The following is a 14,582-nucleotide window of genomic DNA, read 5'->3' on the forward strand; positions in this document are numbered from 1 at the left end:
AAGTCGTTGGGATTAAATGAAATTTTGAAGAAAGGCATCGAAACTTACTTTATCAGTGTTTTTGATGCTTGTGCTAAAGGTAATTATTATATTTATATTTTTAAGTTAAATTTTTGTTAATTTAATTAAATTGTGGTATTTATTCTACAGTATTTTTGAGTTTTAAAAAGGAAACTTTTAAGGCTGGAAGTATAGATAAAACAGCTGTAAACTATTTCAAATTTGAATCTCGGCCCCGAATAACTATATTTATCGCAAATTGCTTTTATATTGAACAGAAGAACTTATTTAAAGGGCATTGGTGCTGCACTTACTTTAGGGTTGGTGTCTGTTCCTGCTTATAAATGGATAAGCATGAACAGACCTGTAAATGCTGCTGTTTTAAAAGAAAAAGAACACCTTATTGCTGAGTTGGCCGAACTGATCATTCCTGAAACAGATACCCCTGGTGCAAAACGTGCCGGTGTGGCTGCCTATATTATTGGTGTGATGGGCAATTGTATGGATGTGAGACAGCAAAATAAGTTTGTAGGCGGAATTGAGAAACTCGAGGAGTATTGTCTGGCACATTATGAAAAGGAATTCCTAATGTGCAGCGAATCCCAGAAACAGGAAGTTTTAACTTATTTTGCAGATCATGATGGTTATCCATTTGCTATACTGAATAAAATAAACAACAAATTTTTAGGTGGCTCATTTTACAATACACTAAAGAATTTAACCGTTGAAGGCTATTGCACTTCTATGCTTGGGGCAACCCAAGGGCTTGCCTACGACTATATTCCGGGAACATTTGAAGCCTGCATCCCGCTTAGGCCAGGTCAAAAATCGTGGGCTACAAAATAAACTATGTATATAACCGGAAACAACAAAGCAGCAAATACCTATGATGCCATAGTGATAGGATCTGGTATAAGTGGTGGCTGGGCTGCCATGGAACTTTGTAAAAAAGGGCTTAAAACACTATTGCTGGAGCGCGGCCGTGATGTAAAACACATTACCGATTACCCCACCGCCAATCTGAACCCATGGGATTTTAAGTATGGCCTTAACAATACGCTGCAGGACCGTGCCGAAGACCCGGTACAAAGCAGTGCCTACAGCCCGGCCGATAAGCACTTTTATGTAAGGGATAAAGAACATCCGTATATACAGGAAAAGCCATTTAACTGGTACAGGGGCTACCAGGTTGGCGGCCGTTCGCTGATATGGGGCCGGCAGTGTTACCGCTGGAGCGATCTTGACTTTGAAGCCAATTTAAAGGATGGGAACGGGGTAGACTGGCCTTTGAGGTATAAAGACCTTGAGCAATGGTATGCTTATGTTGAATCTTTTATTGGGGTAAGCGGTAAACAGGAAAACTTAAGGCAGCTGCCCGATGGCGAATTTTTGGCCCCCATGGAATTGAACTGTATTGAAAAACACCTGGGAGAGGCCATAAAGAAAAACGATGAGACCAGGCTCCTGACCATTGCCAGGGTAGCCAACCTTACCCGGGGATGGGACAACAGGGGCCCTTGCCAAAACAGGAACTTATGCAACAGGGGCTGCCCCTTTGGTGGGTATTTTAGCAGCAACAGTTCTACCATTCCGGCTGCAGCTGCTACAGGTAACCTTAAATTAAGGCCTTTTTCAATAGCTACCGAAGTGATATACGATGCGGCCACAAAAAAGGCAAGCGGTGTACGTATTATTGATTCCCTGAGCGGGGAAACACACGAATTTTATTCGAGAATTGTTTTTGTAAATGCTTCTACTATAAATACAACTGCGTTGCTGTTAAACTCTACTTCAGCGCGCTTCCCCAATGGGTTTGGGAACGACAGCGGGGCATTGGGGCATTACCTTATGGACCACCATTCATCGGCAGGGGCATATGGGGTACACGATCAGTATACCGACCAGTATTACAAAGGCAGGCGCCCATGTGGCTTTCTGATACCGAGGTACAGAAACTTATCAGTTAACGAAAACCTTAACTTTAAACGCGGGTATAACATACAAGGGCATGGCGAGCGCCAGGAATGGTGGGACAAATCCGGAAACATTAAGGGTTTTGGAAAAGATTTTAAGGCCCAGCTGGGTACGCCCGGGCCCTGGACAGTATGGATGGCCGGCTGGGGCGAGTGTTTGCCCTATAAAGAGAATAAGGTAAGCCTGGAAAAAGGCCAGACCGATAAATGGGGGCAGCCGCTCATTAAAATTGATTTTTCATTTAAAGACAATGAAAACCGTATGATGGATGACATCAAAACCAGCTCTGCTGAAATGCTGGAAAAGGCAGGATTCAAAAACATCAGCAGTTTTAATTACAATAAGCCGGGTGGCTCAACCATTCATGAGATGGGGACTGCGCGGATGGGAAAAGACCCTAAAACTTCGGTCTTGAATGCGTTTAACCAAGTTCATGCTGTAAATAATGTATTTGTTACCGATGGAAGCTGTATGACTTCCTCGGCATGCCAGAACCCCTCATTAACCTATATGGCGCTTACTGCAAGGGCTTGTAATTTTGCGGTTGAGGAAATGAAGAAAGGGAACATATGAAAAATAAGAGCCTTGTACTGCTTTCTTATGGCAGAATATCTGAATATAAAAGGGCAATTTTTTGCATATTAAGCTTATGGGCGTGGGGAAAGGAACATTTGCCGGATTGGAGAATTTTAATTTATACAGACCAACCTGATTTTTTTAAACCTTATTTAAAAGGGCTTAATGTACAATATGTTCATCTTACAGACGAACTGACCACGGCAATGCTGGCTGGTACAACGTATTTTCACCGGCGTAAGGTTGCAGTTATCGACATGACCTTTAAAATGTTTCCTGGGGATGCATTAATGTTTATTGATTCGGATACATTTTTTATTACTGAACCGGCAAAGCTATTGAACAGTTTTGAGGTAGGAAAGTGCTTTATGCACAAACGGGAATATATGCTGAAAGATGGGCTTGCGCTTTTTTCTTCATTTAACCAGGGTCAGTATCCCGAAGCTTTTTTAAAATATATTGCCGGCAGGTCATTTGAAATAGGAGGGCTTATAGAACAGTTCAGTGATTTAGATTACAGCTGGAATTCTGGTGTGCTGGCTTTGGATCAAAGCTTTGCAACCTATATGCCAGATGTGTTTCGTTTAACAGACGAATTTTATGCGAATTCAGAATGGTTTATTAGCGAGCAGCTCGCTTTTGCGCTTGTTCTGCAGAAAAGAACAGAAATACGCAGTGCCGAAGAGTTTGTTTTACATTATTGGGGGGCACAACAAAAGGTACTGCTGGATGGCTTGCTGGATAAACTTTTTGAAAGTACACCTGCCGCTGAGCTTTTTAACAAAACCCAGATATGCGCTTTGACAAAAAAATGGGAGCGGGCGGTAAAAATAGATATGGCTGTAGAACAGATCAATATTGCATATGCCAATCAGAACACCATTTATGGTATAAAACAGAGCGTAAAGCTGGTGTTGCAAATGCCATTGTACCCTCAGGTTTACAAAAGTTTATTTAAAACGCTCAAAAGTAATTAAGGCTGGTTTTTAACTGAAGCTTTGATGAGGCTATCGGTTTTATACGTAAACTTTTTTGCCCCTTTTTCATTTAAATGGTCTGCATCATAAAAATCGGCTTTGGTGAATGAGGGGTCTTCCAGTAAATCAAAATAATGTACATTTTTGTAGTTTACAGCTAGTTGTTTTGCAGCGTTAAGGCTGCGTGTAAGCTGTACCTGGTTAAGCCGGTCGGTATAAGTTTTATAGGCTGGCGAGGTAATCAGAAATACATCAATTTTGTTCCTTTCTGCAAATTCAATGATTGTTTTCAGCTTTTGTAAATTTTCATTAAAATTTCTATCGTCTTTGGAGGTATGCCTTATTGCAGCCTGTTTTCCTGTTTCATCAAGGTCATTTTTTGTTTTGGCGGTATAACCCGTGCCCCAGCCTAAGGCTGAACAGGTAATGACCTTGTCGTGCTGAAAATAGTAATTGTTAATTTTATGCAGGTTGTTTTTAAACTGGCTTAAAACTTCCATATGATCGGCAATTTCAGTTTCTAAGTGTATCCCATAATAAATGATGTAATTTTTTTTTCTCCAGCTTTCCACTCCATCTTCCAGTTTTCCATACAGGGAAAGATAATCTACCGAAATTACAATTTGCCGCAGGGCAGGCCAGTTGTACTTTTGCAATATGGCCAGATCGTAATTGAGGTACTGCGCCACATAGGCGGCATTGAATGTATTAGGGGCCAGGTATACCGGGTCGATACCGTAATAGATATGGGAATTGCCCAGGTAAAGGGTTTGGATAGCTGTACTATGCTGGTCCAGGTATTCGCTTTTGTATTTATAATCGTTAGGTATTTTGCGCAGCAATACTTCTAAAATGATACCCAATACAAGAACAGGAAGTAAAAAAGCGAGTACACCTTTTATGAAACGGTTCATAATTAAAATTGAAAGTAAATAAATTGTTGTTCACCGCCTGCGAAAAGAAAAATCGCAATCAAAATAGCATAGTAGGTTGCCCACCTGAGTGGCCTTGGCCAGCTTGTGCCAAAATGTGCCAGGGCATATTGCCCTTCGCGGCCCAGCCATTCTACAATTAGAAATACCAATGCAAGTGCCAATAATAGCGGCTTAACATAAGGGACGGTAAACAATGAAGGAGAAAAAATTTCTCCGATATAGGTAAAGGCGGCTTCAACGCTTTCGGCCCTGAAAAAGATCCAGGCAAAAACCGTAAGGCCAAACGTGATGACCATAGCTATAAATTCTCTGGTAGTGGGAAAAATTTTTCCCTGGGCCACAATATCGAGGTGGTTTCTGTTGGTGTTAAAAATGATGGAAGGCATAATGTAGAGTGCGTTTAAGAAACCCCATATGATAAAGGTCCAGTTGGCACCATGCCAAAAGCCGCTTACCAGGAAAATAATAAAGGTATTCCGTATTTTTAGCCACATGCCACCTTTGCTTCCGCCCAATGGTATATACAGATAGTCTCTGAACCACGTAGAGAGCGATATGTGCCACCTTCGCCAGAATTCGGCAATATCCCTCGAAAAGTAAGGGAAACTAAAATTCCTGAGCAGCTCAATACCAAATAACCTGGCCGTACCAAGTGCAATATCAGAGTAGCCAGAGAAATCACAATAAATCTGAAAGGCAAAAAAGATGGCCCCCAGAATATGTGTGCTGCCCGAATAATCGGTATGGTGGTTAAAAATCTGGTTAACATACTCGGCACTTCTGTCTGCAATCACAACCTTTTTAAAAAGCCCCCATAAAATTTGCCGAAGCCCGTCTATTGCCCTCGCATAATCGAAACTTCTTTTTTTCTGGATCTGTGGCAGCAGGTGTGTTGCCCTTTCAATTGGGCCGGCAACCAGCAATGGAAAAAAGCTTACAAATACAGAATAGTCTACAAAATCTTTTTCCGGTTTGATCCTTTCTTTATAAATATCGATAACATACGATAAGCCATGAAAAGTATAAAAAGAAATACCCACCGGAAGGATAACTTTTAATGTCCAGGGGTTAAATGACATGCCGAGTTGCCCTACGGCTTCGGCAAAAGAGCTGATGAAAAAGTTGTAGTATTTAAATACCCCAAGAAAACCCAGGTTAACGGTTATACTTAACCAGAACCAGAATTTCTTCATGCTCTTTTTTTCGGAGGAAGCAATTTTTAAGCCGGTGTAGTAGTCAAGCGCTGTAGAAAATACAAGCAGGAACAAAAATCTCCAGTCCCAGCAGGCATAAAAAAAGTAACTTGAAACCAGCAACAGGATGTTTTGCGCTTTAAGGTTTTTGTTGGTTACAAACCAATACAATACGAATACGATCGGCAGGAATATAGCGAAGTTAATCGAATTAAAAAGCATTTGCTAATATATAAAAATTTTCACTTGGGCTCGGGTATTTCGGCTGCAGGATATAAAACAAAAGAATAAGGGTTAGACAGGGGGCTGGTATAAGGATTGTATATGCCCAGGTAACTTACCGTTTTGCGCTCATCTGCTTTATTGGTAAAGAAATCAGTGGATAGCAGGAAATATTTGATCAGGTCCCTGATGCGATCAGATTTTTCCCAGTTGTAACCCAGATAGTACAGTGCTTTCCACTTTACTTTTGATAAAAGATCGTTTCCTGTTGCATTGAAATAATCTTCTACAAACTTTGCCGCGCTGCCAGGGCTTAATTTTAGGTAATGTAATTCTTTTTCAAGCAGTTTAACGGCAAACTGTTTTACTTCGGGGGCAACGTAATATAGTGCAGGTGGCAGCAGCACCATCCCCGAGGCAAGTCCTGCCAGTTTAATAAAATTTCGTCTTTTCATATCAGAACACTTTATCGGCAGCAAAAAGAGACAATGCGCAAACGGTTAGGGTAGGGTTTGAAGGCCCGTAGGTGGTAAAGGCCCCGGCACCTAAAACAAATAGATTGCGGTATTGATGATGGATCAGGTGACTGTCTACCACTCCTGTAGTTTTATCCCTGCTCATTCTTGTGCCGCCTAAGATATGGCCTTCGTTGGGTTCGGGAGGAAGGTGTTTGATGTCTTCTACCGGTAAACAGGATAGAATTTCAGGTAACTTTATTTTCATCTGCTCAACTGCTTTTAGCGTGTATGCCGAACGGTCTTTGAAATGGGCAACCGGTACATGCTTATTTTCAGAGGTGGTGATGTAGTTGCTTTGAAGCGGCAGATCTTCAAAGACCATTCTGAAACTGGCCATATTAAGGTATTTGCCCCGCTCTACCCTGATGTTATATGGTGCATTATTAACCTCTATAAGGCAGGCGGCATGATCCTTTCTATGCGCACCATCGTATAACATATAGCCATTGGCATTTACCCATGAGCTTCCGCCAACATTGCTCATGCCATCCAGGTAAATGAGCGCCTGCATGCCAAGTTGCTCACCAAAACCAACTCCTGTTAAAGGGTTTTTATCGCCGGCATTGAGCAATATATTGACATTGAAAAAAGGATTGGCGCCCAATACAAATGCCTCAGCTTTAACCGAGTATTCCTTACCATCTTTTTGGAACAATATTGTCTTTACCACATTATTTTCAATATCCATACTATAAACCGAGCAGCCGTATAACAGTTCTACACGGTTGTCCTGATAGATCGACATTCCGGAATTTTCGATGGTAAATTTAGCATCTACAGGGCAGGTATGACAGGTGCTGAATGCCATACAGCCATTTCGTTTGTTTAATGGACGGCTTGCCCTTGCGGTAGGTTGGCTGATGTATTGCGTACCATAAGTTTTATGGAGTATTTTGTCGACCAGGCTAAAACTATGTGCCGGCAGGGGGTATTTGCCTTTTCTGGGAAAAGGGGTGTTGTCCGGGCCGGATATGGACATGATCTCTTCAGCTTCGTAATAATAAGGATCGAGCTCTTCATAGGTTACCGGCCAGTCCTGTTCTATCCCAAACAAAGATTTCATTTTAAAATCGGAAGGCATGAAACGTGGCGTGCAGCCCCACCAGCAATTGGAAGAGCCCCCATAGGAAGTGCTGAACTGCCATACTTTTTCTTTATTGGGGTTTACAATATTGTTGTACCAATGCGATTCGTATTTTTTATAAGATGATGGCTGGCCCCTTAATATCTTTAACCGTTCGGCAGAAGGAAAAAAATGCCCTTTTTCCAGCACCAGTACTTTCTTTTTCTGATCTGTTTTTGATAAATATTTTTTTAGAAAAAAACTGGAAGCAAATCCTGTACCTACAACAACTAAATCGTAATGCTCGTATTTCATGGGGTAAATAATGATATTTAATAATTGTTGGCATTTTTAAGAAACCAGTACAGCCACGGAATATCTACAAACATGAGCACACAAAGCATAATGGTAAACAGTATGAGATACAGCATAAACCATTTCCTGGTATAGAGTTTCTCTGATCCCTGTACAGGTGAGTCTTTAAGCAAACCGATACGAAGGTACCATGAAAACAGCAATGCAAAAAATGGAAAGCTGAGCAGAAGCTCAATCCTGTCTTTAATCAGGAAAATGCCCATAAAAAAAGCGCAGGTGATGGCATAGAAGAACATAGAAACCAGCAGGCTGTTTTCTGTATAAAATTTAAAAGACCTGCGGTACTGGCCTGCAATTTCAGGATCGCCAATTAGCCTGTATTCTGCAAAACGCTTGGTAGCCATTAAAAAAGCCCCGCCCATCCAATAAGCAATGATGATGCTAACAGGTGGGAAGGTATTGATCCAGTCCAGGTCCCATTTGCTGCTCGGAATTCCAAGGGCCGGGGTAAATATGAACCAGCCTGCGGCAAAACGTATTGGGTTGTTAACAGACTCGCTCAATACATCCAGGAAAACGCGGTCTTTACTTCTTAATGGCCTTACATTATAAATTATGCCCATAATGAGCAATAGCAGGGCCATAGATAAAAACTTCAAAGAAACCAGGTAAGCAATAAGCAGTCCCGTTGCCCCCAGTAAGGCATACTCCAGGTATACAATTACCGGGTTAACCTCTGATACTACAGACGACCTTTTGTTTTTAAGCGGATGGTATTTGTCATAGCCGGCATCGAGATATTCATTGATGACATAATTTGCTGATGCGACAAGGCAGATGCTGACTATACCATACAAAATTTTTAGCAGCAGCTCATTGCTAAATGGTGTATGAAATATGGACAGGGCAAATAACATGCCCGGTACCATAAAGATGTTTTTAACCCAATTGTCGGGCCTGGCTATGGCAATGTAGTCTTTTAAAGTAGCAGTTTTTTTATGTGTAGTTGTTGCTGATGACATTTTACCTTGATCTGATTTTGTTGGAAAGCAATGGATAAAAATTTGTTTTGGCAGCGGTTTTATCCAATAGTAAAAAATTAACCCCTGCGTTTCTGGCGCATGCACCATCAAGCTCGTCGCGGTCTCCGATGAAAAGGCAGGTTTCTTTATTTTGTATACCAAGTTGTTCAAGAATATATAAAATTCCATTTGGGGCCGGCTTCAGTGCGTTGATGGCAGGATCTGTTGAATTCACAACCAGGTCGGCTTTAAGGCCCATCGCTTTCAATTTTTGAGCAGCCGGGTAATCGGAATATATGGCTGTTGATATGCCTTGTTTTTGCAGCTCATTAAAAAAAATACCTACACCAGGGTACATGTAGTGTTTTAAGTACTTATTGGGATGTTCAAACATCCATTTGTTGGTTATTTTTTTCATTTCTTTAACTGAAAACCGTGTTTTGGCACTACACCAGTTGTATTGTTTCGCTTCCAGATCGCTTGCCGCAAAGCCCGCTTTTTTTTCTCTTTCTTTTCTGAAATGGTAAAGAAACAGGATTTCCCTGAAACGCCATGGCCTTAATATATAATACCCTAGAATTGCAAAAAGCATTCTTTTTCTCAGCGGTTTCTGATGATAAAGTGTACCGTCTACATCAAAAATGACTAATTTTAGCTGATTAAATAGCAGGTTTTCCAATTATTTCTATTTGATTTGTAAAACTATTAAAAAAATTAACACTTAGGCATATATGCGCTTATAAATGAATCTGATAAGTACAAAAATATTTACTGATCCGATCAATTGGAAAAGACTGACTACTTTTTTTTTAATTACAGGCTGCGCTATCAGGCTGTTTCATTTTTTTTCAGACCGTTCTTTATGGCTGGACGAAGTTTACCTGGTTTCGGGTTTGGTTCATCTTGATTTTAAGGGACTGATTAACGGGCCATTGGATTACCAGCAGAAGGCACCTGTGTTTTTTTTGATTTTAGTTAAAATCGTTATTAGTTTGTTTGGAAACAAGGAAATATGGCTTCGCCTGGTTCCCCTGATATCGGGGCTTGCAACATTGTTTCTGTTTGTGCTGGTGTGCAGATATTTCTTAAACAAACCAGGTTCTCTTGTGGCCATAGCGGTTGTCTGTCTTTCACCTGCCTTTATTTACCATAGTGTAGAAATTAAGCAATATGCAACAGAGTTGTTTGGTTCAGTACTTTCTTTGTATTTATTTGTCAGGTATAAAGATAGCCTGTCTGTCACACGCCTATTGATCTGGGGATTTGCTGCCGGCCTGATTTTGTGGTTATCCTATTCCGCTGTTTTTATTCTTGCCGGTATAGCTGTTGCATTGAGTATAGACAGTCTGTTAAAAAAAGAATGGCAGGCTTTTTTTTATCGCCTAATTCCTTTTACCATTTGGCTGGCCAGTTTTGCAGTCAACTATCTGTTATTTACGCATAAACATGCCGATGAAGACTGGGTTGTTTACTGGTTCAGGTTCTATCAGAATTTTATGCCTATGCCGCCCCAATCGTTTTCAGATTTGAAATGGTTTGCTGTAACATTTTACAGAATGTTGGACTATCCGCTGGGGCTATTGTGGAATTGGAATGTTGTGCTTAAAATGTCGATTGTTCCGATTGCGCTGATTTTATTAGGAAGTTATAAGTTCATTAAATCTGAAATGCTGAACGTACTGGTGCTTTTTTGCCCATTATTATTTACCCTGCTGGCTTCCGGGTTAGAACTTTACCCGCTTACAGAAAGGTTTTGGTTATTTATAGCCCCTGTTTTTTTATTGATTATCGGTAAAGGGTTTGATGTGGTATGGACCAGAATTCAGTATGGTTTCTGGAAATGGATTTTCTTTATTGTAGTGGTTACAGGCCCGGCCAGCCAGGCAATAGCTTCGGTTTTACAGCCCCAAAATTTTTACATGCATAAAAAATCCTATCAGAAGGAGACTTTAAATTATATTGATCAGCATTACCAGGAGGGAGATGCGGTGTATGTTTACTGGAATATTTTACCCCAGTTCAGGCTGTATAAAGAACTGCACCGATATCGGTTTAAAGCTGTAGAAGGACGGGACTTTAGAAGTTCCTCTGTTGATATAAGCTCCTATAAAAAACATCTGGTAACAGATATTGCCCGGCTGAGGGGTAAAAAGCGGGTTTGGTTGATTTTGAGCCATAAGTTTCTGGCCGATATTGGGGACCGTATTAATGAACCGAGCTGGTATTACAAAAAAGAAGGAAACCCAACCAACATTGTTGTTGAAGAATTCCTTAAATTAGGCCGGCTTAATGAAAAGATGGTAACCACAGATGTTACTGTGTTTTTGTTTACCATGAAATAGAGATAAGAAAGCTAATGCGTATAGCACATGTTATAATGGCTCATCATGTGTAACAGCTATTTCAAGTCTTACATACCTTTCAGTATTTCCAACGTCTATTTTTGGAAGAGCGACAGCAGAAGAAATAGTTTTTTCTGTTGTAGCTTTAGGGGTAGACTGACTGCAGCCGGAAAAAAAAGAAACCAGGAAAATTAAGGTAACGCCAATGGTTCCTGAAGGAATATTGAATGTATTCATTTTTTTCGGATTAAAGTAAGGATAGCATACATATAGTCGTAAATGGCCAGCCATAAAACATAAGGAAATAATAAAATATGTACGATAAGTACTGTTATGTTCAGATGATCTGTAAAGGAGGCCGCTAATAAAAGCGAAAGCGGCCAAAATAACTGGTAATAATCGGCCATTAAAATCTGAAATGGGCGGTCATCTTTTTTCATGACCAGTATGATCTGGTTTTTATAAACCAGGTAACGGATACATACCAGTGAAATGTATGCTGCCATTGCTAACAATGGCCCTATGTTAGCCAGTTGATACAACATTACACATAAGGCCATTAGCTCAATAGCAAACAGCCATTTGGCCTTATGGTAAAAAGAATCGGGCCGGACCTTACTGGCATATGTATTGAGTTTTACTTTAATATCGTTGTCCCTGTCTGCAAACTGATGCCACAAAATTCCCCTTAGACCGTAGGAAAAGGACCAGGTACCCACTGCAATAAACCACACCAGGTTTAGTTGCTGGCCGGTAATATAACTTATGGTCGATACCATCAATAAACCTGGAAAAACGTGTGAGCCGCAGGCATCGGCCAGGACTCCCCATATTCCCCGGTTTTTTAAACGAAAAGGTTTAATGGAGTAAAGGCTAAAAACGATCCAGGAAAGCAGATAAAGGAGACAGGATAAGCGATCCGGATACATCAGAAATGTACAGCCTATACCTATAACGAGGCAAAGCACCGGGATTAGCCATCTCCATTCAGGACTTATGCGCTGAATCCTGTTTGATTTTCCGCTGGCAAGATCCTCATCTAAATCTGTAATGTCGTTAATGACACTGACATAAATAGCCCCAACCACCAAAGAAAACAGCAGAAATATAAGCCATATAGCTGTTTGGTATAAATGGATTTTGGACATTAAAGCCGTAGCATAGCCAATGGCAAGCAAAGGGGGCAGTTTATGTGCCCACCATTCCTGTGACCTGATAATACTTAATAGATTCATATTTTCAGACTTTTTTGGTAAAGCGCAAGTGCTTCCAGGCAAAAACCTGTTGTAGCTTCTTCTGATCCGTAACATTGCAGTTTTTTGGGCCCTCCATAATAGAGTGCCCAACGTGGCCATTCCCCATTTTTTTCTTGTTTGGAAATGATAAAATTCACAGCTGCCCTAAGTACTAAATTGTTCTCATAGCCCAGGTTAATCAGGCTTATCACTGCCAGTGCCGTGTCCAGCACTCCATTTCCGACCGCCCCGTTTTCCTGAACTTTAGCCAGTATGCGTTCGGTAACAGGTAGCTTTATAGCTTCCAGTTCTGTTAGTCCGGCAGCGTAATTCCTTGAAAAGAAATAATAAATAGTAAAAGGGTTTCTATACCATTTATCGCAGTCATTTTCTTTATTCGTTAAAATGATATCCTTTATGAACTTAATTATAGGCCGTGTACTGTCTTTTAATCCCAGGTAAAAAAGCACATTCGCATTTACCGCGCCGTCAATATCGTATTTTCCCGCTTCATTTTTAGTCCAGAATATCCAGGAACTTAGCGGAAACCTTAATTCCCGCAAAATTAACATCCAGTAGTCGCGGTTCCATACCTTATTTGGCCTGAAAGTAAACCAGGTATAAAATAGTCCTTTATTATTGCGGTTTAGCAACAGGATCTGTTCATTATTGGTAAACTCACGTTGTAACCTTTTCAATACTATTGAAGCGCATGCGGTGTTATCTACATCTGCCGGGCATATTTTAAAATATTTGTGTGCTTTGGTAAAATTATTCCAGACACCGGCCCGCATACTTTGGTATTGAAGAAAAGACGCTGTGAGCTGTAATATTTCGTCTACCTCGTCCAGATGTGCCAAGGGTAATAATGAAAAGCATATTAAAGAAGTAGGAAAGATGTTATTATCGGGTACTGTATCTTTCATACTGTCTTCATTACCTATATAACAGCAAAATTCACCATTGGGCATCTGATGCTGATGGAGAAACCTTACACCTTTTAGTATTGACTGATCAATATCCGGCTGATACATGTAGCTCTTATTTGTTAACCAGGTTTAAAATTATTTGTGCGAAATCATTTTCCGGGCATTTTGGAACATTTGCGCGGACAAATGCTGCAGCCTTTTTTCCGATTTGTTCCCATTCTTCACGTCTTTCCCAAGCCCGTTCCATAGCTGCCTCAAATGAGGCTTCATCGGGATATCCAATAAAACCTGTAACACCTTCTTCCACCAGTTCGGCGTTGCCCCCGGCATTGGATATGATTACCGGTCTTCCTGCCGACATTGCTTCTACCATTGATAAGGGCAAGCCTTCACTTCTTGATGGGAGGATCAGTGCATGATATTCTCCCCACATATGTTCTATATCATGTATATGCCCCCTGAAATCTACATTTTTTACACCAAGCAGGGCTGCCATGTCTTTCAGGGCCGCTTCGTCATCCCCCTTGCCAATAAATGACACGGTAAGGGGGCGCGCCTTCCATTTTTCGGAAGCAAGGATGCGGATCAGCATATCCTGTCCTTTATCCAGTAAAAACAGGCGGCCAAGACAAGCCAGTTTGTACTGACCTGAAGTGTTGGGAAAAGGAACGATATTTCCGGAAAGTTTTACAGGATTGAAAATAACTTTACCATTGGGAAGCCTTTTTCCAAACTGTTCTTCTGTTAAACGTAGGTTATGCTTAGAGACAAAAAAGGTATTTCTTGCACCTAGCAAAGCCTTTAACATAAAATCGCGGTCATTTTTATGCGGCCAATAAAAGTCGACCGCTTTTTGGGCAATTACTACATAGGGGATTTTTAATAGCAGACATTGATAGGCCAGCTTTAAACCGTCGAAATTAATGCCTTGTGAAATAATGACCAATGAAGGCGACTCCTTACGGATAATCCGGATAAAGCTGGTAAAATCTTCGGGCCTTGGGGGGCTTTTTGTGATGGCCACCATTGTTTCATGATAGGTTTTTACCAGCTTTTTTCCTATTCTCTTCAGCATATCATGGGCCGGAAAAATCTCTATCAGTTTTACCTGTCTTTCTGCAAGTTTTACAAATTCAGGGTGGTTCCTGTTGATGTAGTATTTTAATACTGAAACATTAAAGCCAGCAGCTTGCAATGGGGGGATGCTTCGGCCCCATAGTTCCTCACTACCTCCCCAATCTTCTGTGCATGTACTGATAATAGCTATTTTTTGCATAAGGT

The 14,582-nt window shown here is 40.8% G+C and carries 14 protein-coding genes; 4 read left to right on the top strand and 10 right to left on the bottom strand.

From position 1 onward, the window contains the following. Nucleotides 1-270: 270 nt before the first annotated feature. The 3 genes from B9A91_RS18520 to B9A91_RS18530 are packed head-to-tail and all read left to right on the top strand — an operon-like array spanning nucleotide 271 to nucleotide 3,527. The gene (locus B9A91_RS18520; RefSeq protein ID WP_084240514.1) at nucleotides 271-846 is read left to right on the top strand and encodes a gluconate 2-dehydrogenase subunit 3 family protein; all 576 of its coding nucleotides are present in this window, start codon (nucleotides 271-273) and stop codon (nucleotides 844-846) included. Nucleotides 847-849: 3 nt separating this feature from the next. After that, nucleotides 850-2,547, top strand: a complete 1,698-nt coding sequence (locus tag B9A91_RS18525; RefSeq protein WP_084240515.1) for a GMC oxidoreductase — start codon at nucleotides 850-852, stop codon at nucleotides 2,545-2,547. Continuing rightward, a complete protein-coding gene (locus B9A91_RS18530) occupies nucleotides 2,544-3,527 on the top strand; it encodes a hypothetical protein (RefSeq protein ID WP_084240516.1) in 984 nt (327 codons plus the stop codon). Before B9A91_RS18525 ends, B9A91_RS18530 begins: the two co-directional genes overlap by 4 nt. On the opposite strand, the gene B9A91_RS18535 is transcribed toward B9A91_RS18530, so the two are convergent. Genes B9A91_RS18535 through B9A91_RS18560 form a run of 6 tightly spaced genes read right to left on the bottom strand, consistent with a single transcriptional unit; the run spans nucleotide 3,524 to nucleotide 9,474 of the window. Continuing rightward, nucleotides 3,524-4,441, bottom strand: coding sequence for a hypothetical protein (locus B9A91_RS18535; protein WP_084240517.1), 918 nt, complete (start codon nucleotides 4,439-4,441; stop codon nucleotides 3,524-3,526). The two genes, B9A91_RS18530 and B9A91_RS18535, sit on opposite strands and share 4 nt — an antisense overlap. A 2-nt stretch (nucleotides 4,442-4,443) precedes the next feature. Next, the gene (locus B9A91_RS18540; protein ID WP_084240518.1) at nucleotides 4,444-5,877 is read right to left on the bottom strand and encodes an MBOAT family O-acyltransferase; all 1,434 of its coding nucleotides are present in this window, start codon (nucleotides 5,875-5,877) and stop codon (nucleotides 4,444-4,446) included. A gap of 20 nt (nucleotides 5,878-5,897) precedes the next feature. Further along, complete coding sequence (locus B9A91_RS18545; RefSeq protein WP_084240519.1) at nucleotides 5,898-6,332, bottom strand: hypothetical protein; 435 nt, start codon at nucleotides 6,330-6,332, stop codon at nucleotides 5,898-5,900. 1 nt (nucleotide 6,333) lies between these two features. Beyond that, nucleotides 6,334-7,773: a GMC oxidoreductase gene (locus B9A91_RS18550; RefSeq protein WP_084240520.1), complete on the bottom strand. Its 1,440-nt coding sequence runs from the start codon at nucleotides 7,771-7,773 to the stop codon at nucleotides 6,334-6,336. Nucleotides 7,774-7,790: 17 nt separating this feature from the next. Next, on the bottom strand, nucleotides 7,791-8,795 hold the full coding sequence (locus tag B9A91_RS18555; RefSeq protein WP_084240521.1) for a UbiA prenyltransferase family protein: 1,005 nt from the start codon (nucleotides 8,793-8,795) through the stop codon (nucleotides 7,791-7,793). 1 nt (nucleotide 8,796) lies between these two features. Beyond that, on the bottom strand, nucleotides 8,797-9,474 hold the full coding sequence (locus B9A91_RS18560; RefSeq protein WP_084240522.1) for an HAD family hydrolase: 678 nt from the start codon (nucleotides 9,472-9,474) through the stop codon (nucleotides 8,797-8,799). A 64-nt stretch (nucleotides 9,475-9,538) separates the two neighbouring features. Here B9A91_RS18560 and B9A91_RS18565 point away from each other — a divergent pair, with 64 nt between their 5' ends. Further along, complete coding sequence (locus B9A91_RS18565; RefSeq protein ID WP_084240523.1) at nucleotides 9,539-11,137, top strand: glycosyltransferase family 39 protein; 1,599 nt, start codon at nucleotides 9,539-9,541, stop codon at nucleotides 11,135-11,137. 30 nt (nucleotides 11,138-11,167) lie between these two features. Here B9A91_RS18565 and B9A91_RS18570 read toward each other — a convergent pair whose 3' ends face one another. The 4 genes from B9A91_RS18570 to B9A91_RS18580 form a co-directional block, all read right to left on the bottom strand. After that, entirely contained in the window at nucleotides 11,168-11,374 is a 207-nt protein-coding gene (locus tag B9A91_RS18570; RefSeq protein ID WP_084240524.1) for a hypothetical protein, read from the bottom strand. Continuing rightward, nucleotides 11,371-12,372 carry a UbiA family prenyltransferase gene (locus B9A91_RS18575; protein WP_159451739.1) on the bottom strand — a complete coding sequence of 334 codons (1,002 nt, stop codon included), beginning with the start codon at nucleotides 12,370-12,372 and terminating at the stop codon, nucleotides 11,371-11,373. The genes B9A91_RS18570 and B9A91_RS18575 overlap by 4 nt, the downstream gene beginning before the upstream one ends. After that, entirely contained in the window at nucleotides 12,369-13,298 is a 930-nt protein-coding gene (locus tag B9A91_RS24170) for a hypothetical protein (RefSeq protein ID WP_159451740.1), read from the bottom strand. Before B9A91_RS24170 ends, B9A91_RS18575 begins: the two co-directional genes overlap by 4 nt. Before the next feature lie 115 nt (nucleotides 13,299-13,413). Then, entirely contained in the window at nucleotides 13,414-14,577 is a 1,164-nt protein-coding gene (locus B9A91_RS18580; RefSeq protein ID WP_084240526.1) for a glycosyltransferase family 4 protein, read from the bottom strand. Between the last annotated feature and the right edge of the window lie 5 nt (nucleotides 14,578-14,582).

The organism is Pedobacter africanus (genome assembly GCF_900176535.1).
In the GTDB taxonomy this organism is placed as follows: Bacteria; Bacteroidota; Bacteroidia; order Sphingobacteriales; family Sphingobacteriaceae; genus Pedobacter; species Pedobacter africanus.

Excerpts from the sequence above, each read along its gene's own strand:
- B9A91_RS18580 (WP_084240526.1), bottom strand. The coding sequence starts at position 14,577 with ATGCAAAAAATAGCTATTATCAGTACATGCACAGAAGATTGGGGAGGT.
- B9A91_RS24170 (WP_159451740.1), bottom strand. The coding sequence starts at position 13,298 with ATGAAAGATACAGTACCCGATAATAACATCTTTCCTACTTCTTTAATA.
- B9A91_RS18570 (WP_084240524.1), bottom strand. The coding sequence starts at position 11,374 with ATGAATACATTCAATATTCCTTCAGGAACCATTGGCGTTACCTTAATT.
- B9A91_RS18525 (WP_084240515.1), top strand. The coding sequence starts at position 850 with ATGTATATAACCGGAAACAACAAAGCAGCAAATACCTATGATGCCATA.
- B9A91_RS18575 (WP_159451739.1), bottom strand. The coding sequence starts at position 12,372 with ATGAATCTATTAAGTATTATCAGGTCACAGGAATGGTGGGCACATAAA.
- B9A91_RS18565 (WP_084240523.1), top strand. The coding sequence starts at position 9,539 with ATGAATCTGATAAGTACAAAAATATTTACTGATCCGATCAATTGGAAA.
- B9A91_RS18540 (WP_084240518.1), bottom strand. The coding sequence starts at position 5,877 with ATGCTTTTTAATTCGATTAACTTCGCTATATTCCTGCCGATCGTATTC.
- B9A91_RS18535 (WP_084240517.1), bottom strand. The coding sequence starts at position 4,441 with ATGAACCGTTTCATAAAAGGTGTACTCGCTTTTTTACTTCCTGTTCTT.
- B9A91_RS18545 (WP_084240519.1), bottom strand. The coding sequence starts at position 6,332 with ATGAAAAGACGAAATTTTATTAAACTGGCAGGACTTGCCTCGGGGATG.
- B9A91_RS18550 (WP_084240520.1), bottom strand. The coding sequence starts at position 7,773 with ATGAAATACGAGCATTACGATTTAGTTGTTGTAGGTACAGGATTTGCT.
- B9A91_RS18530 (WP_084240516.1), top strand. The coding sequence starts at position 2,544 with ATGAAAAATAAGAGCCTTGTACTGCTTTCTTATGGCAGAATATCTGAA.
- B9A91_RS18555 (WP_084240521.1), bottom strand. The coding sequence starts at position 8,795 with ATGTCATCAGCAACAACTACACATAAAAAAACTGCTACTTTAAAAGAC.